Origin of the sequence: Actinopolyspora mzabensis (assembly GCF_900101095.1) — a bacterium.
Lineage (GTDB): Bacteria > Actinomycetota > Actinomycetes > Mycobacteriales > Pseudonocardiaceae > Actinopolyspora > Actinopolyspora mzabensis.
Genome location: NZ_FNFM01000013.1, coordinates 85946 through 107978, shown reverse-complemented (window position 1 = coordinate 107978; position 22033 = coordinate 85946). Strand labels below are relative to the sequence as shown.

At 66.6% G+C, this 22033-nt stretch carries 18 protein-coding genes and 1 pseudogene; 7 read left to right on the top strand and 12 right to left on the bottom strand.

Features of this window, described 5'->3' with window-relative positions; all coding sequences use genetic code 11:
- Nucleotides 1-116: 116 nt before the first annotated feature.
- Nucleotides 117-1784: a cytochrome bc1 complex cytochrome b subunit gene (gene qcrB, locus BLR41_RS20535; RefSeq protein WP_092631974.1), complete on the bottom strand. Its 1668-nt coding sequence runs from the start codon at nt 1782-1784 to the stop codon at nt 117-119.
- Between the two features lie 248 nt (nt 1785-2032).
- On the opposite strand from qcrB, the gene BLR41_RS20530 reads away from it, so the two are divergent.
- Entirely contained in the window at nt 2033-2689 is a 657-nt protein-coding gene (locus BLR41_RS20530; RefSeq protein ID WP_092631801.1) for an O-methyltransferase, read from the top strand.
- Nucleotides 2690-2843: 154 nt separating this feature from the next.
- On the top strand, nt 2844-3254 hold the full coding sequence (locus tag BLR41_RS20525) for a DUF2267 domain-containing protein (RefSeq protein ID WP_092631971.1): 411 nt from the start codon (nt 2844-2846) through the stop codon (nt 3252-3254).
- A gap of 95 nt (nt 3255-3349) precedes the next feature.
- Here the strand turns inward: BLR41_RS20525 and BLR41_RS20520 are convergent, their stop codons facing one another.
- The gene (locus tag BLR41_RS20520; RefSeq protein ID WP_092631798.1) at nt 3350-4144 is read right to left on the bottom strand and encodes a DeoR/GlpR family DNA-binding transcription regulator; all 795 of its coding nucleotides are present in this window, start codon (nt 4142-4144) and stop codon (nt 3350-3352) included.
- Nucleotides 4145-4331: 187 nt separating this feature from the next.
- Between BLR41_RS20520 and fdxA the strand changes: the two genes are divergently transcribed.
- From fdxA to BLR41_RS20500, 4 genes are all read left to right on the top strand, one after another.
- Nucleotides 4332-4655: a ferredoxin gene (gene fdxA / locus BLR41_RS20515; RefSeq protein ID WP_092631795.1), complete on the top strand. Its 324-nt coding sequence runs from the start codon at nt 4332-4334 to the stop codon at nt 4653-4655.
- Nucleotides 4656-4833: 178 nt separating this feature from the next.
- A complete protein-coding gene (locus tag BLR41_RS20510; protein ID WP_092631792.1) occupies nt 4834-7320 on the top strand; it encodes an MGDG synthase family glycosyltransferase in 2487 nt (828 codons plus the stop codon).
- On the top strand, nt 7317-8240 hold the full coding sequence (locus BLR41_RS20505) for a DMT family transporter (RefSeq protein ID WP_092631789.1): 924 nt from the start codon (nt 7317-7319) through the stop codon (nt 8238-8240). Before BLR41_RS20510 ends, BLR41_RS20505 begins: the two co-directional genes overlap by 4 nt.
- A gap of 267 nt (nt 8241-8507) precedes the next feature.
- Nucleotides 8508-9260, top strand: coding sequence for an SDR family NAD(P)-dependent oxidoreductase (locus tag BLR41_RS20500; RefSeq protein WP_092631785.1), 753 nt, complete (start codon nt 8508-8510; stop codon nt 9258-9260).
- 105 nt (nt 9261-9365) lie between these two features.
- Here BLR41_RS20500 and BLR41_RS20495 read toward each other — a convergent pair whose 3' ends face one another.
- The 10 genes and pseudogenes from BLR41_RS20495 to BLR41_RS20455 form a co-directional block, all read right to left on the bottom strand.
- Entirely contained in the window at nt 9366-10073 is a 708-nt protein-coding gene (locus BLR41_RS20495) for a VC0807 family protein (RefSeq protein ID WP_245694633.1), read from the bottom strand.
- A gap of 178 nt (nt 10074-10251) precedes the next feature.
- On the bottom strand, nt 10252-11253 hold the full coding sequence (gene hpnH, locus BLR41_RS20490) for an adenosyl-hopene transferase HpnH (protein WP_092631782.1): 1002 nt from the start codon (nt 11251-11253) through the stop codon (nt 10252-10254).
- 17 nt (nt 11254-11270) lie between these two features.
- Entirely contained in the window at nt 11271-11882 is a 612-nt protein-coding gene (locus BLR41_RS20485) for a phosphorylase family protein (protein WP_143013149.1), read from the bottom strand.
- Between the two features lie 9 nt (nt 11883-11891).
- Nucleotides 11892-13847, bottom strand: coding sequence for a squalene--hopene cyclase (shc, locus tag BLR41_RS20480; RefSeq protein ID WP_092631968.1), 1956 nt, complete (start codon nt 13845-13847; stop codon nt 11892-11894).
- A gap of 74 nt (nt 13848-13921) precedes the next feature.
- Complete coding sequence (locus tag BLR41_RS20475; protein WP_092631776.1) at nt 13922-14932, bottom strand: polyprenyl synthetase family protein; 1011 nt, start codon at nt 14930-14932, stop codon at nt 13922-13924.
- Nucleotides 14933-14935: 3 nt separating this feature from the next.
- The gene (gene hpnE / locus BLR41_RS20470; RefSeq protein WP_092631773.1) at nt 14936-16291 is read right to left on the bottom strand and encodes a hydroxysqualene dehydroxylase HpnE; all 1356 of its coding nucleotides are present in this window, start codon (nt 16289-16291) and stop codon (nt 14936-14938) included.
- A complete protein-coding gene (gene hpnD, locus BLR41_RS23915) occupies nt 16288-17172 on the bottom strand; it encodes a presqualene diphosphate synthase HpnD (RefSeq protein WP_342745403.1) in 885 nt (294 codons plus the stop codon). Before hpnD ends, hpnE begins: the two co-directional genes overlap by 4 nt.
- A 33-nt stretch (nt 17173-17205) precedes the next feature.
- Nucleotides 17206-18000, bottom strand: a pseudogene (gene hpnC / locus BLR41_RS23910) (squalene synthase HpnC); the annotation flags it as partial.
- Nucleotides 18001-18268: 268 nt separating this feature from the next.
- Nucleotides 18269-19084 (bottom strand): PRC-barrel domain-containing protein, encoded by an 816-nt coding sequence (locus tag BLR41_RS20460; protein WP_245694628.1) that lies wholly within the window; start codon nt 19082-19084, stop codon nt 18269-18271.
- 18 nt (nt 19085-19102) lie between these two features.
- Complete coding sequence (locus tag BLR41_RS20455; RefSeq protein WP_092631763.1) at nt 19103-19945, bottom strand: mechanosensitive ion channel family protein; 843 nt, start codon at nt 19943-19945, stop codon at nt 19103-19105.
- Between the two features lie 202 nt (nt 19946-20147).
- Here BLR41_RS20455 and BLR41_RS20450 point away from each other — a divergent pair, with 202 nt between their 5' ends.
- Nucleotides 20148-21983 carry a transketolase gene (locus BLR41_RS20450; protein WP_092631965.1) on the top strand — a complete coding sequence of 612 codons (1836 nt, stop codon included), beginning with the start codon at nt 20148-20150 and terminating at the stop codon, nt 21981-21983.
- Nucleotides 21984-22033: the final 50 nt, after the last annotated feature.

The window sequence follows — 22033 nt, the reverse complement described above, 5'->3', positions numbered from 1 at the left end:
AACGGAGGGTCCGCACCAATACTGTGACCCCGACTCGGAGAGATGTCCAGCGACAATAGTCCCTCGCATCGGGCAGCCACGACAACCGGGAGCGGGAGGTATCCACTCCCGGGAGATCACTCCGTGACGTCGCGTGTCCGTCCACTGGGCAGTTCCGGTTCCCGCGGTTGTGGGCCTTCCGGCTCCTCGGCCTCACGGCGTTCCGCCTCGCGCAACTGCTCGGTCTCCTCCGGCGGGTCGGGCCACAACAGGCTGCCGGGAAGCGGACGTCCGGCAGCGCCGAGCTTGTTCATCTTCTTGGGAATCGGGGCTCCCTGATAGGAGAGCGGCTCGGGGTGCCCGTGTTCGTCGCTGGGCCCGAGCGGCTGGTGCAACTCGATGACCTCGCCGTGTGGCAGTCTCTTGACGATACCCGTCTCGATCCCGTGTTCGAGCACCTGCCGATCGGCTCGCTGCAGCCCGATGCAGCTGCGATAAGCGATGTAGTAGGCGGCGGGTGGGCCGAGCAACACTCCGATACGCCCCATCCAGGTGGTGGCTTCCAGCACGAGGTCGAATTTGAACGCGATGATGTCGTTGGCACCGCTGAGCAGCACGATCAGGAAGAAAGTGATCGCCATGGCTCCCAGACCGGTACGTACCGGAACGTCCCTGGGGCGTTGCAGCAGGTTGTGATGTGCCTCGTCACCGGAGAGTTTGCGTTCCAGGAACGGGTAGGCCAAGGCCAGGGTGAACACCGCTGTCATACCGAGGATCAGCGGGAAGAACGGAGCCGGGATGGTTGCCTGTCCCCACAGGTAGACCTCCCACGGGGGCCACAGCCGACCCATGCCGTCGGTCCACATCATGTACCAGTCGGGTTGCGAAGCGGCCGAGACCATGGAGGCGACGTAGGGGCCAAGGTTCCAGATCGGGTTGATTTGGAAAACCCCGCCCATTATGGCCGTGACGCCCACGACCAAAGCGAAGAAACCGCCCGACTTCACCGCGAACACCGGCATGATTCGTACCCCGACGACATTGCTCTCGCTGCGGCGCACGCCGGGGAACTGGGTGTGTTTCTGATACCAGACCAGAGCCAGGTGAACGGCGATCAGACCGAGGATGATGCCGGGAAGCAGAAATATGTGGATCAAGTAGAAGCGCGGAATGATCTCGTCCCCGATGAACTCACCGCCGAAGAGCAGCCAGTGCAGCCAAGTACCGATCACCGGAATCGAGAGTGTGATTCCGGAGGCGATGCGAACCCCGGTGCCGGAAAGCAGGTCGTCCGGCAGCGAGTACCCGGTGAAGCCCTCGAACATCCCGGTGATGAAAAGCAGGATTCCCAGAATCCAGTTGGTTTCGCGTGGCCTGCGGAAGGCACCGGTGAAGAAAATGCGGAACATGTGCGCCACGATCGCCACAAGGAAGAGCAACGCGGCCCAGTGGTGGATCTGCCGTGCGAACATGCCGCCGCGTACCTCGAAGGAGATGTCGAGTGCCGACTCGTAGGCACGTGACATCTCGACACCACGCAGGTCGGTGAAAACGCCCTGGTAAGTCACCTCGGCCATCGAGGGATCGAAGAAGAACGCCAGGTAAGTGCCGGTCAACAACAGCAGAATGAACGTGTAGAGCGCTATCTCCCCCAGCAGGAAGGACCAGTGCGTGGGGAACACCTTGTTCATCTGCCGTCGCATGCCGGATGCCAGCTGCAACCGTTGGTCGGCCTCGTTCGCCTGGGCCGCGGCAGCGCGATACGCTCTGCTGGATTGCTTCGTAGGCCGCGTCAATCTGCTCATGGCGATGATCACGCCTGCCTTTCGGGCCCCTCCGACGATTGGCCTGACACTCGCTCGCCAGCGTAAACAGCCCTGTTCCGCTACGCGAGCCAGGAAGAGCGCCTGGGCGCGAGCCCCTCCGCCACGCCGCGGGGATACCGGCGTTCTTCGACGTGGGCAACGTCGAAGGGTCACCCCACGCACCGGCGGAGGTGAACGGAGAACTTCGATGAGTTGCGGAGCGGGGTTGTACGGGTAGCGTCGGCGGCGTGACTCGCAAGTCGGCCCAGCTCGACGAACAACTGCACGATTACCTGCTGCGCCACGGAGCACGCCCGGACCCACTGCAGCGGGAATTGATCGAGGACACCCAGCGGTTGCTGCCCGACAGCGCGGACATGCAGATCTCGCCGGAACAGGCTTCGCTGCTGACGCTGCTGACCAAGGCGATCCGGGCGGAGTACGCGGTGGAGGTGGGGACGTTCACCGGTTATTCGGCACTGGCGATCGCACGCGGACTCAGCAAGGACGGCCGGTTGTTGTGCTGCGACGTGAGTACCGAGTACACCGATGTGGCGCGACACTTCTGGCACCGGGCCGGCGTGTCCGAACGCATCGAACTACGGCTGGCCCCGGCGCTGGACACCCTGCGCGCGTTGGAGAGCGCTGCCGTGATCGACATGAGTTTCATCGACGCCGACAAGACCTGCTACATCGCGTACTGGAACGAGATCGTTCCGCGTACCCGCCCCGGGGGTTTCATCGTGGTGGACAACGTGCTGGCCGGTGGACGAGTACTCCACGAGCGACAGGACGAGAGTGCCCACGCCATCCACGAGTTCAACCGGTACGCGCTGCGGGACCATCGAGTCGAGTTGACCATGCTGCCGGTCAGCGACGGAATCACATTGGCAAGGCGACGCTGAGCGCTCACCGCGGGTCCCTCCGACTGGACGAACACGACAGTATGGCGCGTCGACACTCGTGGTTTCCGACGAGGGGACCTCCGCCGGGAAGGTTTCGATCTCCGGCGCACCGAGTACGAATCACCGAACGATCACAGCCGGCGGAAGGAATGGAATGGCACACCCGGACTCGGCCGCTCCGACCATGGCCGGCTTTCTGGAGCAAATCCGGCACCGGGCCGAATTGCCCGACGGCGCCGAGGCCGACCGGCTGGCGCGCGCGTCGTTACGCGCGCTTTCCGAGCGGCTTGCCGCGGGACAGCTCTACGATCTCGCTCCGGCCCTGCCCCCGGAGCTACGGGAAGAGCTGCACCGGTTCGAGGGGCAGGCGGTCGCCTTCGAGAAGGAGACCTTCCTCGACCAGGTCAGCGGTGAGATCGACACTGTCGACCTCGACGTGGTAGAACGGCGGGTCGAAGCGGTGTTCGCAGTGCTGCTGTACTGGATCCCCGAGGAGGAGATCGAGGACACCGTCGCTCAGCTTCCACCCGATCTCGCCGAGATGTTGCGTTCCGCCGGCGAGTAACGCGTCTCGGTAACCGACGGTGCTCACTCGTCGAGCGTGACGGGCTGCCACGCGGGGACCTCGCCGGGCGCCGGCGTGGGGCTCCGAACGCCGGGTCAGACGTTCCCGGTGGGAGCCACTGCCACATCGATCACATCACCGGCGGCGGCGAGCAGTTCGGGGTCGACCCCGTCGTCGACGACGAGCTTGTCGTAGTCCCCCAGCGGAGCCATGCGATGCAGCGCCTTGCGTGGCATCTTGCTCGAATCCATCAGCAACACGCTGGTGGCCGCCGCGTCGAGCATGGCCCGTTTGACCTGCACCAGCTCGTGCTCCTGGTGAAAGGTCATCGTCGCGTTCATCGCCGAGGTGGACACGAAGGCCATGTCCACCGACAATGCTCCCACCGCTTCGATGCAGGGCAACCCCAGGAAAGAGTCGTGGGTGGCCGAGTAATTGCCCCCCAGGCAGATCAGGTGCACGTCGGGCAACGACTTGAGCTCCTGGATGACGGGCAGGTAGTTGGTGGCGACCGTGAGAGGCCCCACGCCCCCCAACAACCCGGCCAGCGTCAGCGCGGTGGTGGAGTCGTCGAGCAGGATGGAGGCACCGGGTTCGACCAGCCGCAACGCCGTCCTGGCGATCGCGTCCTTGAGCTCCCGGTTGGCTCCCATCCGGTACTCCGAGCTGCCCTCGAAGACGGTGGAGGGTTGTGCGGAGACCCCACCGTGAAACTTGCGCAGCAGCCCGCGTCTGGCCAGTTCGTCGAGATCACGATGCACGGTCATCAGACTCACGCCTACGAGATCGGCGAGTTCGGCCGCGCTCGCGGAACCACGTTCCAGCACGTAGTCGACGAGCTGCTGCTGACGCTGCTCCCGCGAACGCGCCCCTTTGGATGTCCTGCTCATTCCTCACGCTCACTCGAGGGCACCGCAGAGACTGTTCGACCGCGGAGGTGCCCGGGATCCCGACCCGCACAACGTATCAATCGCGCCCCTCGATGCCGGTGGTCGATCTACGATCGGCATCGAACACGCCATCTCTGGGTACGTGTAACGGGCGGAATCGCTTCCCCGATGCCCGGGAGATCTCCTCGTGACCTACGTAATTACTCAGCCGTGCGTGGACGTACTCGACAAGTCCTGCATCGACGAATGCCCGGTGGACTGCATCTACGAGGGAGAGCGGATGCTCTACATCCATCCCGACGAGTGCATCGACTGCGGAGCGTGCGAGCCGGTGTGCCCGGTGGAGGCCATCTACTACGAGGACGACGTGCCGGAGGAATGGGCCGAGTACACCACGTTCAACACCGAGTTCTTCGAGGTGACCGGACTCGGTTCCCCCGGCGGCGCCGCCAGGGTCGGCAGGGCGGGACGCGACGTGACCTCTGTGGCGGAGTTGCCGCCGCAGGATTGATCCGTTCCGGGTGGAGCGGCGAAACTTTCGCGACTCACTGCTACTTCCTGATCGCCAAACGTGTCCGAGGGCGATACGGTCTTGCGGAGAAGGACGGGGCGTGTTTCCGGCGAGCCGACCAGTAACAGCGCCGTGGACCCCGCTACGAGACACCGAGAACACGGAAGGACTTTGGCCGGTGACCTCCCACCACCCGAACGCTCGCTCCCCGGTACGAGTGCTGCTGGTCAGTGCCGATATCGGTGAGGGGCACAACGCGACGGCCCGGGCCGTGGAGGACGCGGCGCGGCGACTCTGGCCCGGATGCGAAACAGCGCGTCTGGACACGTTGCGGGTGATGGGCCCGGGGGTCGGGCCGCTGTTCCGATGGATCTACGTGCGCAACGTGGAGTCCACCCCGTGGCTGTACGACCTGTTCTACGACGCGCTGTGGCGGTGGGGCTGGTTCGCTACCGCTTCTCGGCGTTTCGTGGGAGCCTGGGTCGGACCACCACTTCGCCGTCGAATCCGACGGTGGGAACCGGACCTGGTGATCTCGACCTATCCGATGGCCACTGCCGGGCTGGATCGGCTGCGTCGCCGTGGCGAACTGGAAAAACCGGTCTCGGCCGTGATCTCGGACTTCTGCCCGCACCCGTTCTGGGTGCACCCGGAGATCGATCTGCACTACGTGATGAGCGAGGCCAGCCTGCGAGCGCTCCACCGTGCGCAGCCCGACGCCACGGCGGCCGTGAGCGCACCTCCCGTTTCCGCGGAGTTCCGCCCCCGCGACAAGGCGGACGCCCGGCTGTCACTGGGCATGCCTGCCGAGGGGTTCCAGGTTCTGATCGCGTGCGGCTCCCTGTCGTTCGGTTCGGTGGAACGCGCCGTGGACGCGGCGCTGGCCGAACCTCGCGTCGACCGGGTGATCGTGGCGTGTGGCCGTAACGAACAGCTCCGTGCGCGACTCGCGGAGCGCGACGGCACCGAACGGAGGTTGCTGCCGCTGGGGTGGTGCGACGACATGCCGGGCTTGACGGCCGCGGCGGATGTGGTGATCTCCAACGCAGGAGGTGCCACCGCGTTGGAGACCATGGCCTGTGGCCGCACGGTGATCATGTTCGAACCGATCGCCGGACACGGGCGAGCCAACGCGGAGCTCATGGCACGAGCAGGCCTGGCGGAACTGTGCCCGACCTCCGAATCGCTGGCGGCCACGCTGCACGAGCTCACCACCAGTCCCGAACGACTGCGACGCGCCGAACAGCGTGTCCTGGGACAGGCCACTTCGGGCGACTTCACCACACAGGTGGCCGCGCTCGCCGAACTGCCCAGGCACCGCGGCGCACGACGGTTGCGCTCCTCCGACCGTTTCTTCGTACACGCGGCGGACGCGGCGGTACCGCAGCAGACCGGTGCCGTGCTGCGACTGCGGGAGGCGCCCGAGGAGAGAACCGCCGAACAGTGGGCGGGACACCTTGCCGAGCTGATCGAACGACGTGCCCGCTCGCTGCCGATGCTGCGCAACACGCTGGTGCAACGGGGCGCTCACGCCCCGCGGTGGCACACAGTTCGGTGTATCGAGCCGGGGCGGCATCTGGATCATCGCACCACCCCGGCACGCGACGAGGTGGTACGGGAGTTCTTCAGCGCCGCGGTACCGACGGATCGCCCTCCCTGGCAACTGATGGTGCTGTGCACGGACACCGAAACGTTGCTCCTCGCGAAGTTGCACCACGCGCTGGGTGACGGGATCGCGGTCACGAACACCCTGGTGCGGTTGCTGCGTGACGACGTCGACGAGTGGGAGCGGGATGCGCCTCCCCCGCGCGAGGAGCGGAAAACCTCGGCGGCAGCACTCCGTACCCTCCTCGTCTCCCGGGGGCGCACTGCGCTGAGCGTGGCGCGGGGGCTGTGGAAGCTGGGCACCGCTGGACCTGCGCCACGGAGCCCGTTGGACGGGGACAGCACCTCCGGCCGGGTCTTCGACACCGCGGAGCTGCCCAGCAGCGAAGTACGCGCACAGGCACGCGCTCGCGGGCTCCCCAGCAGTGTGTTGCTGATCGGTCTGACCGCCGAGGCGCTGCACCGCACGCTCGCCGAACGAACCGGCACCAGCCCGGGACAGCACATGCGGGTGATGGTGCCGCGTACCACACGTTCACCTCGGGAGGCACCGACGGCGGAAATGTTCGGGAACCGGACCGTCGCGGTGTCGGTGGATCTTCCGGTCGGTCCCATGGAAACGGAGCAGCGCTTGCGCGAGGTGGCGGAGCGACTGGCCGCGGGACAGCACGCCGGGCAACCGGCAGCGGCAGGCCTCGCGATGGCGGCGCTGGGGCTGCTTCCCACGCCGCTGCATCGGCTGCTGGTGCGGACGATCTATCAACGCCGGTTCTTCAACGCGCTGGTCTCCGCCATGCCGGGGTCACGTCGCCCGCCCCGGGTCTGGGGGGCGTTGGTGGCCGAGGTGCTGCCGATCCTTCCGCTCGCTCCCGGTGTCGGAACGGCGATAGGGCTGATCAGCTGGGGCGACACGGTGGGTGTGGGAATCACCGCCGACGCTCGGCTGGAGTGGCTTCCCGCCAGGCTCCGCGAGCAGCTGCGCTCCTGCTTCCGACAACTGCAAGGCCCGCCCGAGTCCACTCCGCGGCCGGGGACCACCCGTGAGGAAGCGCCACGTTGACCGCGTCGGGGGCCTGGTTCACGGTAGCGGTTCCGGCGGCGCTGCTCGGCGCCGCGAGTTTCGGCATGGCCAGCGCGGTACAGCAACGGGCCACCAAACAGGTGCCCAGTATCCGGACTCTCAACCCACGCCTGTTGCTGGAGTTGGTACGCAAGCCGATATGGCTGGCCAGTGTCGGCACGGTCATCGTGGGCCTGTCCCTGCAGGTCGTGGCACTGGCCTACGGCCCGTTGATGCTGGTCCAGCCACTGCTGGTGACCAGCGTGCTGTTCGCCGCCCTGCACGCGGCCTGGCTGGCACATCGCAAACTGGACCGGATCGTCGTACTGGGTGCACTCGGGTGCATGAGTGGTCTCGCCGCTTTCCTGCTGCTGGCGCGGCCGGGGGGAGGCGACGAGACCATAGAGCCCCAGGCGATCCCGCTGGCGGTGCTACTCGGAGTGATCACAGTGGTGTGCCTGCTGGCCGCGTCACATTTCCCGGGCGAGATCCGGGTGATCGCACTGGCACTGGCGACGGGGGTGATCTACGGGGTGACCGCGGCGCTGATGAAGGTGGTGGCGAGCCAGTTCCGCACGGGTGGCTTCGTCGAACCGTTCCAGCACTGGGTGCTCTACGCGGTGTGCCTCGTCGGCCCGTGTGGTTTCCTGCTGAGCCAGAACGCCTTTCAACAGGGAAAACTGATCTCTCCCGCGCTCGCGGTGATCACCACCGTGGATCCCCTGGTGGGGGTGGCGATCGGAATCGGCTGGTTCGGCGAGACGGTGGTTTCCACCCCGGCGGTGCTGTGGGGGCAAGCAGTGGCCGCCGTGGCGATCGTCGGCGGAATCGTGTTGCTCACACATCGGGGTGAAGCGTTGCGGAGGGAAATCGAGAACAACGAGTCCATCGGTAATGGTGGAACAGTGAGCTGGGGGTAACCACTCTCCCACCGAAGGGGCCGCCGCCGGGATCGTAGCCGCGCGTGCCCGCCCCACCAACTGCCGCAGCGGGAGAACACGTGTCGATCGATACCAGTAGCGCAGCCTTCGCGGTGAGGCAGCCGAGATACACCCACACAACACTCAGCACGCACGGCCACCGGATGAACGTGAGAACCACTCAGGTTTGTGCGAGGAAACTCCCCGCGGGATCGCTCCCCTCTCACCCACGGGGCCGGGTTTGCCGAAGGAAAGGCAGGTGAACGAATGCGGTTCCGTCTCGAGGGGCGAACGGTACTGCTGACCGGTGGGTCCTCCGGGATCGGCGCGGCCACCGCGAGGTTGCTGGCGCGACGGGGGTGTGAACTGATCCTGGTCGGCCGCCACGAACGCGGGCTGCGGCACGTCGGGGAGATGACCGGGGCTCGGACGTTGACGGCCGATCTCACCCTGTCCGAAGAACTTCCCCGAGTCGCCGACGCGGCGGCCGGTGCGGACGTTCTGATCAACAACGCCGGAATCGGCTGGGCCGGGGAATTCATCGACATGCCGAGCGAGCATGTCCAACGACTGCTCGCCGTGAATCTGGCTGCCCCGCTGGAGCTGACCCGCCTGCTACTGCCCGAGATGCGGCAGCGTGGCGGTGGACACGTCGTTTTCGTCTCGTCGATCGCCGCCGTGGGAGTACGCGACGAGGCAGTCTACTCAGCGACCAAGGCGGGACTGCGTGCCTTCGCGGCCGGGGTGCGGCACGAGCTCGGTGGTGCCGGTGTAGGAGTCACGACCGTGCTTCCCGGGGCGGTACGCACTCCGTTCTTCCGGCGACGCGGCAGGGCCTACGAGCGCGGGTTTCCCCGGCAGGTCTCAGCCGAGCTGGTGGCTTCCCGGATCGTGAGAGCGATCGAACAGGGCAGCCGGGAGAGCTTCGTACCCCGCTGGCTGGGTGCGGCGTCCCGCATGCAGGGGGGTATGCCCGGTATCTTCAACCGGCTCAACGGGCTGTTCGGGGGTGACCGCTGAACGAGCACGCGGACCGGGATCCCACCGCAAGTCCGCTCAGGCCCCACGGCAGGAGTTCGGTGACGGGGGTCGGAGTTCGGTGGTGGGGTTCGGGGCGTGGGCAGCTCAACGCACCCCACTGCCGAGGGGGTTCCAGAGCGGTCGTAGCACGTTGGACCACAGACCGGGATCCCCGTTCCCGATCCGCAGTCGGATGCCGTGCCCTCGCAGCTCCCTTCGGAACCACAGCAACGAGACGAGAGCGGCCGAAGCCACGAGCCCGTAGGACCCGATGGTGCTCACCAGTAGGAACTGTCCCACCGTGTGCTCGGCGAGCATCCAGAGTGCGGCGGCCCCGTTGGCGATGAACACAGCGGCCCACAGCAACGACACTCGCCGGAAGAACCGTCGCAGCACGGCGTGGCCCATCAGGGCGGGCGGAAAGACACAGAAGTCGTCGGCCAACCGTGCGAGAAAGGTGCGTTCGAACGGCAGCGTGGCCAGCAGCACGGCCGCTATCAAAAAGTTCTGCAGACTCGGCTGCAGGAAGTACAGGAAAGCGCTCTGCGAGAGCAGGCCGACCACGGTACGCACTGCCAACAGTGTCGTGGTCAACAGCAGCACCGCCGGGATCCGCGCGCGCAGCACCAGCCGACACACCACTGCCGCCAGCGCCCATCCCAGTGCCGCCAGCAGTCCTCCCGTCAGATCGGTCAGTTGCAGCAGCAGGTAGAACAGCCCCAAGGGCGCGAGAGTCGTCTCCAACAGCTTCTTACCCGCGTGCGAGAGATGAGTCCGGAGCCCGTCCAGCTGGACGGTCGTCGGATTGTGCATGTTGACCTCACGCGGCGCGTGCGGGATCGGGGTACCCCGCACAGACGCCGTGGACGGTTGCATCGCGCTGTTGAGAATGCGGTGAGCCGCGCGATGTACTTGGTATCGGGTCTCATTATATCCCGAGGTCACAGCGCTACACCGCAGCCGGTGACCACGGACACACCGTACGGGCGGCTCAACCTCGCATCGCCCGCAGCGATTCCCGTAGCGACCCCATCGTCGCCATCACCGCGGTGGGTTCGTAGCCGCAGTGTGCCATGCAATTGGCGCAACGGGAATCTCTTCCTCTGCCGTAGGACTCCCAGTCGGTCTCCTCGATCAGCTCGCGGTAGGACTGCGCGTATCCATCCGCCATGAGATAGCAGGGGCGCTGCCAGCCGTACAACGAGTACGAGGGGATCGCCCAGGCCGTACAGGCGAAGTCCCGTTTGCCCTCGAGAAAGTCGAGGAACAGCGGGGAGTGGTTGAACCGCCACTTTTTGCGCCTCCCGTCGGCGAAAGCCTTCTTGAAAAGTTCCCTGGTCTCCTCGACCCCCAGGAAGTGCTCCTGGTCGGGTGCCTTGTCGTAGGCATAGGCGGGGGACAGCATCATCTGGTCGACGTTGAGCTCGTCGTTGAGGTAGTCCAGCACGTCGATGACCGTCTTGGGCGTGTCCGTGCTGAAGAAGGTGCTGTTGGTGGTTACGCGGAAACCGCGCCGCTGGGCGTCCTTGATGTTGTCCACCGCCTGCGCGAACACTCCCTGCTTGCTCACCGAGGCATCGTGACGCTCCTCCAGGCCGTCTATGTGCACTGCCCACGAGAAGTAGGGGGAGGGCTCGATCTTGTCGATCTTGCGTGGCATGAGCAGCGCGTTGGTGCACAGGTAGACGAACTTCTTGCGTTTGACGAGTTCGTGGACGAGCGTCTCGATCTCGGGGTGCATCAGGGGTTCACCACCCGCGATGGAGACGACCGGCGCTCCGCACTCCTCGGCCGCGGACAGTGCCTGTTCCACCGGCATCCGCTGTTTGAGCACGTTGGCGGGATGCTGGATCTTGCCACAGCCGGCGCACGCCAGGTTGCACGCGAACAACGGCTCCAGTTCGAGGGTCAACGCGAATTTCTTACGCCGCAGAATCTTTTGTTTGACCAGGTAAGCACCAACCTTGGCGGCCTGGCGAATCGGGATACCCATTGCGGCACCTCTCTGCTTCAGCGAGAACGGACAGTATCCAGCGAACCGGGTCCCGCCACAGCCTCGGCCCAACGAAGCAGCGGGAGCCCGGTAGCGCGTAACCGCCGCAGCGCCCCGGACAGCCGAGCCGGCGAGCCGGGCCCCAGCAGCGGTTGGCGGCGGGTGTCGAGTACGACACGCACGATCACGACGGGGCGGTCCGATGCCGCTGTCGCCAACACCTCCGATTCCATGTCCGCGACAAGCGCACCGCCCCGCGCCAGGACGGCACGCTCCGCACCGAGCACCAGTCGCTCGCTGGTCAGTACCGGGCCGAGCCACACACGCAGCCCGAGGTCACGCAGTCGGTAGGCCAACAGCTCGGGACGCTGGGAATGTCTGCACGCACCTCTCCCCGACCCGACGAGCTCGGTTCCCACTACCACATCACCGCTGCGCAGCCCCGGGTCGAGCCCTCCTCCCAGTCCTGCCACGGCCAGCGCACCGAACTCGCGCGTGGTGAGTTCGGCCGCCGACCGGGCACTGCGTCGCTTGCCGTATCCGGTTCGCCACACCCGGTTCGCGCCCAGCGGGCGCAACGCGCGGGCCTCCACTCGCAGCGGGGTGCATACGAGCAGATTCGATCTCATGGCGAGCACCTATTCGGCGTGGACGGCTTGTCGGTACCGCCCGAGAGCGGTCACCGGGAAGATCTGCCGGTAGAGGTGGTAGTTGATGTAGAAGTCACCCGGGAAACCCGTACCGGTGAACTGCGGTTCCGCCCAGCTGCCGTCCGCCTGCTGCGTGTCTGTCAGAAAGGCGATGCCGCGCCGCACCGGATCAGTCTCGTGACGTCCCAGAGCCAGCAGCGCCAGCAGGGCCCAGGCGGTTTGCGAAGCGGTGGAGTCCCCCTTGCCGATCCAGGCAGGATCCGTGTAGGAACGCAGGTCCTCGCCCCAACCACCGTCCGGGTTCTGGCGTTGCTCCAGCCAACGGGCCGCACGGGTGAGCGCGCAGTGTTGTACCGGTATCCCTACTTTGACCAGGGCGGGAACCACAGCACCCGTGCCGTAGAGGTGATTGGCTCCCCAGCGGCCGTACCAGGAACCGTCGTTCTCCTGCTGTTCGAACAACCACCTTGTGCCGTCCCGGACGACACGGTCGTTGGTGTCCCCGAGCTGGGCCAAGGCCTCCACCACGTGCGCGGTGACATCAGCGGAGGGAGGATCGATGACCGCCCCGAAATCACAGAAGGGCAGCTTGTTCACCAGCCAGCGCGTGTTGTCGGCGTCGAAGGCGGCCCAGCCGCCACCGCGGGACTGCATACCGCGCAGCCAACGTCTTCCCCGGTCGACCGCCGCGGCGATGCGATCCTGTTCCACATAGCCGGTACGGGCGAAAGCCAGCAGCACTTCCGCGGTGTCGTCGATATCGGGGTAGCCGTCGTTCTCGAACTCGAAGGCCCACCCTCCACCGCCGGGTAGTTCAGGTCGTCGTACCGCCCAATCCCCTCGAACGGTGATCTCCTCGGAACGGACGAACTCGACGGCGTCCCGAATCGCCGGGTCGCTGTCCGGCACCCCGGCATCGTGCAGCGCCTGGATGCTCAGCACGGTGTCCCAGACCGGCGACTGGCAGGCCTCCATGCTGCGGAGGCTGCCGTGTTCCGACTCCTGCCGAACCAGGAAGCCTTCCAGCCCCCGAATACCCGCGCGCATCACCGGGTGGTCGAGTTGATAGCCGAGCAGGTTCAGGGCGAGCAGGGAGTAGACCCAGGGCGGTTGAATACCTCCCCAGGACCCGTCGGCTTCCTGCCTGGCCACGATCCATTCGGCCGCCCGCCGCATGGCCTGGCCGCGCAACAGGCGGAACGGGTGCCGTTGATATACGTGCAACACCCGATCCAGTCCGTTGAACACGGCCTCCCAGCGCGAGTTTCCGGCGTTCTCGCGCACCCGCCCCACCGGGCGCGTGCCGGTACGAAGTTCAGCGGTGTCGACTCCCAGTTCACGCCGGGGACGCAGGGCGCTCACTATGGTCAACGGGACGATGGTCTGTCGTGCCCAGCAGCCCCAGTCGGCCAGGTTCAGCGGTACCCAGCTCGGCAGCATGACGATTTCCGGCGGCATGGCGGGGAGTTCGTCCCACGGCCACTGGCCGAACATCGCCAGCCAGATGCGGGTGAACACACGGGTCCGTTCGATGCCGCCGCAGCGCCGAATCCAGCGCCGTGCGGCGACCATGTGTTCCTCGTCCACCTCGTCGCCCGCGAGTTTCAGGGCGATGTAGGCTTCCACCGTGGTGGACAGCTCTCCGGGGCCATCGTGAAACGCCGCCCAGGTACCGTCCGCACGCTGCTGGGAACGAATCCAACGTGCCGCGGCGGCGGTTTCCGCCGAGGTCCGTATCCCGAGGAACTGGCGCAACATCAGATCCTCGGCGTCCATGGTCACGTTGGTCTGTAGTTCTCCCTTCCACCATCCCTGCTCGTGCTGCAGCCCCAACAGGTGATCGCTGCCGGCTCGAAGGGCCTCCTCCCAGGAACGTCCCTGCTGCGGGGGTACCGAGAGCCGCTCGGAGTCGACGTCCGTCGCGGACGAGTGGGGCGGGGACATCGTCTCGGTGACGGGTCCGTCGACTCGGTGTTGGTCGGCTTGGCGGATGTCGCCGTTCTGGCGCAGCGATCCGGTCACTGGTTCCTCCGGAGAACGAAATCGGCGAGTTCGGTCAGTCCTTCGGTCGTTCCCTGACACCCGGCATCACGAAGCTGCCGGTGAGCGGCCGTCAATCTGCGTTCCGTCTCGGCCCTGGTCCATTCCTCCGAGCCCGCCGAACGCAGCAGCTCCGCCCCTCGAAGCACTTGGGACTCGGTGGGTTGCTCCGGTTGTCGGTACAGCTCACGCAGCCACAGACCGGCGTCGGTGTCCGAATTGAGCGCGTGCACGACCGGCATCGACTTCTTGCGGGAGCGCAGGTCGGAAAGCACCGGCTTTCCGGTCTCTTCCGGATCCCCCCAGATCCCGAGCAGATCGTCGACGAGCTGGAACGCCATTCCGAGTTCGAATCCGAAACCACGCAGTCGTCGGACGGTGTGTTCGGAAGCTCCCGACAGCAGGGCACCGAGGGAGCAGGAGCACGCGAGCAGCGCGGCAGTCTTGCCCGCCACCATGCGCAGACACTCGTCGAATCCGACCTCGGCACGCCGCTCGAAGTCCAGATCCGCCGCTTGTCCCGCTATGAGTTCCCGCACGGTACCCGAGAGTTCACGAGCCGCCCACAACGCCCGCTGCGAGTCGGCTTCGAGCAACACGCCGTTGGCGAGTCCGAGCAGCGCGTCCCCCGCCAGCAGCGCGGCGGACCGCCCGAACACGGTCCAGGCGGTGGCGCGGTGTCTGCGGGAGATGTCACCGTCCATCAGGTCGTCGTGCAGCAACGAGAAGTTGTGCACCAGTTCAACGGCCACCGCCCCGCTGCAGGCACTGTGCTCGTCGCCGGTGGCGGCCCGCGCGGACAGCAGCACCAGTGCCGGACGTAGCGCCTTGCCCGGTCGGTGGTCCTCGGAACCATCGGCGTCGATCCAGCCGAAATGGTACTCGCAGACCCTGCGGGTGTCCGGATCCAATCCGGCGACAGTGTGACGCAATCGCGAGTCGATGGACTCTCGGGCGCTGGAGAGCGCGGAGGGCATTGTCACTGTCATGCTTCACCTCCACGCCACATCGCTGTGGCGGTAGACGGTCCCGCTGACGACGCGTGCCGCGATGTTCCCACTCCGTACAGCCCCTTCGAGGGTGTCCGGCCAGCCGGTATCGGTCCACGCGCCTGCCAGTACGAGTCCCCGCTCAGCCGTGCGAGCGGCCGGCCGTGACGCTCTCGCTCCGGGGACGGGCCGAAACGTGGCCACGGGCTCTCGCGTGACGAAGAAATCCAGTAGCCGCGCTTCTCCGGCGGCGGGAAACAGCCTTCGCAACTCCGGTAGGTACTGTTCACGCAGTCGTGCGGAACGCTCCTTCACCTCCTCGTGAGCCGCGGACAACGAAATCGCCAGATACTGGCCGCGTGGCGCGTCGGCGGCTTCCGTGCGGTCGAACAACCACTGCACCGGGGAGTCCAGCGCGGCAGCCATGGGCAGGTCGGTCACCCTGCGATCGAAATGGGCGTGCACGTTCACGATGGGTGCGCGCGACAACGAGGCGAAATCGACACCGACAGGTGAGTCCCGGTCAGCCAGCAGTCTGGCAGCGGCCGGATGCGGAACGGCAAGGACAACCGCGTCCGCGGTCAGTTCGTACTCCTGTTCGGCGCTCACCCGCACTCGGTAGTCACCCGGCTGGCCGGAGATCCCCGCCGCCTTGTGCCGCGGCAACGGCAGCACGCCTGCCTCCGACAGTTTCCGCTGGGCCGGCTCACCGTGCACTTCGCTCAACGGACGACGGATCACTCCGATGTCGCCTCCGCTGGTGGTGTCCAACATTCCGGTGCGGAACACTTTGACCGCCTGGGCCAGCGATGCCTCGTCCGGCGGGGAGTTCAGCGCCGCCACGCAGAACAGTCCCCACAGCGTCGCCAGGGAGCGGTTCGACTCGCCACGGGAGCGCAGCCAGCTCTCGAAGTCGGTGCGTTCCAGGGCCGGGTCGTCCGGATCCAGCCCGCGCAGTGCCAGCGCCGTTCGCGCCGCGGTGAGCCGTTGCCGTGCGGACAGCGCACGATGTCCCCACAGGGCGGGCAGCAGGTGCCCCGGTGCGGGCAGCTCGGCGCGCCGCAATGTCCAGCCGGGACCGTGCGGCGTGATCACGGGGACGCGGAATTTCGGTTGGATCCGTACCCTGTCGAGGGTGCCGAGGCGTCGCAGTAGCGCGAGGTACTCGGTGTAGCAGCGCAGAAAGACGTGCTGTCCGGTGTCCACGGTGAGCTCGCCCCGGGAGAACGAGTAAGTGGCTCCGCCCAACCTGGAACGCGCCTCCAACAGGGTCACGTCGAAGCCGGCGTCACTACAGCCGAACGCGGCGGAAACACCGGCCAGACCCCCACCGATGACCACTATCCGACCACGGGTCATGATTTCATCCCCGCCAGTGAACGAGCCGCTACGACCATTTTCTGCCTACCCGGCAGCGTGACCCTCCCGCGAGTCACAGCCGAGGGGTCATCCGCGATGTGCCGCAGCAGCTCGTGGTATATCCCCGCCATCGCCGCACAACAGGCGCGACTGCGGTGATCGAGCAGGGGGAGCAACCGCAAACCCTCGGAGTACCACCGTTCGATTCGACGGGCCTGGAAACGCACGAGCTCGTGCAGGGCACCGCGCGGGTCGGTGAACATCCCCCGCGAGTCCAGTTCGAGTGAGACGCCGAAACGACGCAGGTCCTCGGCCGGTATGTAGACACGGCCGCCGCGGCGATCCTCCAGCAAGTCGCGCAGGATGTTGGTCAATTGCAACGCCACGCCGAGGGCGTCGGCACGCTGAGCGGCCAGTCCGGTGACCTCGTGGCCGAAGACTCCCAGCGAGAGGCGCCCCACCGATCCGGCGACGCAACGGCAGTAGTGCGTGAGTTGTTCGAAGGTCTCGTAGCGAGTGCCTTGCACGTCGGCCTCGCACCCGTCGATGAGTTCGTGGAAAGCCTCCAGCGGCACGGGCGATCTGCGGGTGGCGTCGGCCAGTGCCACCAGCACGGGATCCTTGGCGTCCGGCCCGACATCGTCGAGATCATGCCGTGCCTGTTGCAGGCGTAGTAGCTTCTGCTCGCTCGACAACGAACCGTCTCCGATGTCGTCCACCCTGCGGGCGAAGGCGTACACGGCGGAAAGCGCACCGCGTTTGGCCGGAGGCAGCAGGCGTATTCCGTAGGAGAAGTTGCGTGCCTGGGTCCGGGTGAGCCGTTCGCAGTACCGGTAGGCCTCGCGGACGCGGTCGTGTTCGAGCCCCGCCGAGGACGCCACCGACAGCCGGACCCATTCGGAGAGGATCCTCCTCCGGTTGGGACGTACCTCCACTGCCAGTGGGTCGTATCCGGCCGGTTCGAAAGCCCGCGCCGTGGCCACTCCGCCCGCCACGTAGCCCGCTACCGCCATCCGGGCCAGTCCGGACAGTCGTCCGACCAACGGTTGGCCGGACCGCAACAGGTCGAGCGCGCGATCCACTTCGAACCACACGGCCCTGCGCAGTTCGGCGGATGCGGTTGGGGCCGCGAGCTCCGATTCCGCACAGCCGAAATCCCGCAGGTCGGTGAGCGGCATGTAGATTCTGTCCTGGCGGAAGTCCTCGCCGATGTCCTGGCAGTGCTCCAGGATCTGCAGCGCGGAACAGATACGGTCGGAAAGTCGGATCAGCTCCGGTTCCACCCGGCCGAAGATGTAGAGGACCAGTTCCCCGATCGGGTTGGCGGCGTAGTAGCAGTAATCGAGCAGTTCCTCGAAAGTGGAATAGCGGCGTACGTGCTGGTCCCGCCGATTCGCCTCGATCAACCGGGCGGGAACGGCGCGGGGAATACCGCAAGCGCGCACGGTCGGTGCGAACGCGCGCAGCAACGGAAGTCGTGGTGTGCCCTCGTAGGCACGTCCCAGATCCGCCTCGAGCAGTTCCAGCAGCCCCTCACGCGGACCGCATGCCTCGTCACCGGCGTAGTCCACGAGCCGGGCGAAGCCGTACACGGCCATGAGGTGTTGCCGGATCCGGTACGGCAGTACCCGGGCGGCGACGGTGAAGTTCTCCGATTGGGCCCGCGCCAGTACCTCGCCCACCTCCGGCAGCTGGCCGGGTAGCACCATCTCGAACGATCGCGCCGACTGCCGAGCAGGGCGGGCACGGTCCGGTAGAGCAGCCATGACCACCTCCTACCCCGCACAGCTGATGAGGGCGTTCATTGTGGTCAGCGTAGATCGCTGAGCGACACAGCGCAGGCTTACTGACCTCGTCCGATTGAGTGACTTAATGAATACTTCACGTCACTGAAAGTGCAAACCCCAGTGCAGTAGCTCGCAGTGAGTGGCTCCCGGCGCACCGGTCCCAGGGCGGCCGGTCCGCGTTGGATGGTGTTCAGTCCCGCACGGATCGCACGGTCAGTCGACCGAATGCCATGGCGGCAACCGTCACCACCAACGCGCCCACCGCGAAGAAGAATCCGAGCTGGGCCGCCACCCACGTTCCCGGCGAACCGAGCGGAGCACCGATCGGAGTAGCGACGCCCTCCGTACCCCACAACCTGCTCAGACTGGGACCGATGATCAGCCAGACCCCGCCCGCCATCGCCAGCACACTGGCCACACTCCCCAGCAGCCGATTGCCGGTGGGCGCCAACAACGAGCCGCCGAGCAGGATGGCCAGCGCGGGCAACACACACAGCCACAGCCGGTCGAGGGTGAAACTCCACGGCTGCGTACCGCCGAAACCGTAACCGAAGTAGGGGCCGACGAACGGGATCAGCCCGGTCCAAACTCCCAACAGGACGAGCACCACGCCGCTGAGCACTCCCCGGCTGCGCCGCACGCTCAGCACCGAACCGCGGGTGGTGTTCGGCGCGCCCGCGTAGTGCTCGGCCAATCTTCCCTCGAACTCGGGGCGCAGCTCGGCGTCCGCCGAGGCCGTGGGGGCGGATCGGACCTGGCGTTTGCTGGCCGTGATGCGTACCGCTCCCTGAGCGGGATCGGCGTCGTGCAGCGGAACGAAACGCTGTTTGCCACCCGCGCGCACCACTCCCCACGTGGGTGAGCCGCTTCGGGGACCGAGATAGACCTGCTCCAGTCTGCCCAGCCGGAAACCGTCACGGTCCATTACGGTCCTGCCCGACAGGTCCGTCCCCGGATCGGGCCCGGTTGGTTCGGGGCCGGGTTCGGATTGGTGTGGTGTGGACACCGTGAGCACCTCGCATTCTCAGGTCGCCCGGTGGGAGCCCCCGCTGTCGCCGCCACCTTGCTCGGTCTCGGCGGGTGCTCCACTCGGTTCCGGGGCGGTTCCCGCACCACGCACGCTCCAGTTCTGGGACTGTTCGGTGGTTTCAGCACCCTGCGGAGAGGTGGCCTGTGCGGCGTCTCCGAAGTTGCGCCGGTAACTCGAATTGATCATCTCCGCTGCTGCCTCCCTGCCACCGAGACCGAAGGCCAGTGCCGACCCCAGAGCGATTGCTCCGACCAGGGCCACATAAGTCACGGTGACGATCACCGGAGCGATACGAAGCTGGGTGAGAATCATGAACACACCGATCGCCATCACCAGCGCCGGGGCCGCGGTGCTTGCCATGCGCCCGGCCGGGGTGTCTCCCAGTGTGCGTCCGGCCAACGTACCCACGGCTCCCGCGACGGCCGCGGCGAGCAGGAAAATCGCCAGCGCGGCGATCACACGCGGAAGATAACCGAGCACCACGTTCATGAAGCCGGTCAACGCGGGGATACCGAGCGTGCCGATCGCCGAGGACAGCACGAAGAGCATGATCACGGCGAAGACAACGGTGCCCACCAACCTCGATGGGCTGCCTCTGGGGCTGAGGCGCTCCACATAGCGGGCGCCCTGGCCGGCGCGGGACATCCGGTCGTCCAGATGGACGCGCCGCAGCAGCCGCGTCACGAGCGCCCGAAGGAGCCTCGCCACGATGTAACCGATCACCAGCACCAGAAGCGCGCCGATCAACTGCGGCAGATAGCTGATCAGCTGTGTGAACCCGCTCTGCAGGCTGTCGAGCACGTTGAACCCGGTTCCTTGCGCTAGGACCATATCCATGGCGCGCCTCCTACTGCAGGCATCGTGTGAGTCCGATTGCAAACCCGCACGGACCACCGCGCAAATCCGAGCGATCGCCTCCCCCGGTGGTTCCGCAGCTGTTCAGCGGGGGTGTTCGCTTTGGTTCGACTTCCGGCTCATCCCTCCCTCAGGGCGGTGTTTGTGGCTGCGAGCACCCGGGAACCCGCTTGGAGTGGAACGGATGAAATTCAGGCACGAACTGGCCCAACAACTGCGGGTGGACTCGATCAGAGCCGCCGACGCGGCAGGCTCGGGCCATCCCACCTCGTCGATGTCCGCGGCCGATCTGATGGCGGCGTTGCTGGACGGTCACCTGAGGCTGGATTTCGACCGGCCGAACAACCCCCGGAACGATCACCTGGTCTTCTCGAAGGGGCACGCCTCCCCGCTGTTGTATTCCTGCTTCAAGGCCGCCGGAGCTATCGACGACGCGGAACTGCTGACGTTCCGCGAATTCGGCAGCAGGCTGGAGGGCCACCCCACCCCCGCCCTGCCCTGGGTGGACGTGGCCACCGGTTCCCTCGGACAGGGCCTGCCGATAGGGGTGGGGCTGGCGTTGACCGCCGCCAGACTGGACACGTTGGGCAGCCGGGTGTGGGTGCTGTGCGGAGACAGCGAAATGGCGGAGGGGTCGATCTGGGAGGCGTTCGAACACGCCGCTCACTATCGGCTGGACAATATTGTCGCCCTCGTGGACGTGAACCGCCTCGGCCAAACCGGCGAGACCATGCACGGTTGGGACCTGAAAGCCTACTCGGATCGCGCCCGCGCCATCGGTTGGCATGCCGTGGAGGTGGAGGACGGTCACGATCCGGAACGGATCGAGGCAGCGCTGAACGAGGCGGAAACCACCCGGGACCGGCCGACGGTCGTCGTGGCTCGCACCAGAAAGGGCAAGGGGGTCGGAGAGGTCGAGGACCTGCCGGGGAAACACGGCAAACCACTGCAGGACCCGGCCGCGGCCATCGAGGAACTCGGCGGAGCGCGCGAGCTGCACGTCAAGGTGAGCTCACCCGAGACGGTGGGCACCCCCCACACCTTCGCGACGGCCCAGGAACCATCTCCCGTTTTCGAGGTCGGAGACGCCGCGGCCACCCGCAAGGCTTACGGGCAGGGGCTGCGTGCGCTGGGATCCCGTCGTGGCGAGGTGGTCGCGCTGGACGGCGAGGTGTCCAACTCCACGCATTCGGAACAGTTCCGCGAAGCGCATCCGCAACGATACTTCGAAATGTACATAGCCGAACAGCAGATGCTTGCCACAGCGGTGGGGATGCAGGCACGGGGGTGGATACCGTTCGCCTCCACCTTCGCGGCGTTCCTGAGTCGGGCCTACGACTTCATCCGGATGGCCTCGATCAGCCGGGCCGCGCTGAACCTGATGGGCTCACACGCCGGAGTCGCCATCGGCGAGGACGGCCCCTCCCAGATGGCGTTGGAGGATCTGGCCGCCATGCGCGCGGTGCACGGCAGCACCGTGCTGTACCCCTGTGACGCGAATCAGACGGTGGGTCTGCTCGAGCCGATGGCCGACCGGGAGGGCATCTGTTACCTGCGGGCGAGCCGTGGTGCCACTCCGGTGATCTACGGTCCCGACGAGGTCTTCCCCATCGGCGGTTCCAAAACCGTGCGAAAGGGTGAGCACGTGACCCTCGTGGGGGCGGGCGTGACCCTGCACGAGGCGCTGGATGCCGCGGAGCGATTGGCCGAGGAAGGTATCCGGGCACGAGTGATCGACCTGTACTCGATCAAACCGGTCGACATCGAAACCCTGCGCCTGGCGGCCGAGGAGACCGACGGGCTGGTGACGGTGGAGGACCACTGGCCCGAGGGCGGACTCGGCGACGCGGTACTCGCCGCGCTCGCAGAGGCTGGAGCCAGTGTGCCCGTGACGAAGTTGGCCGTCACCGCCATGCCCGGTTCCGGTAAACCCGCCGAACTGCTCGCGCAGGCCGGAATCGACTCGGCGGCCATCGTCCGCGCCGCTCGGGATCTGGTGCCCGGTTCCGCGACGCGCTGAGACGCCCCCGCTCCAGTGGAGTACCGCCCTTCCGGGTGATACGCCACGCC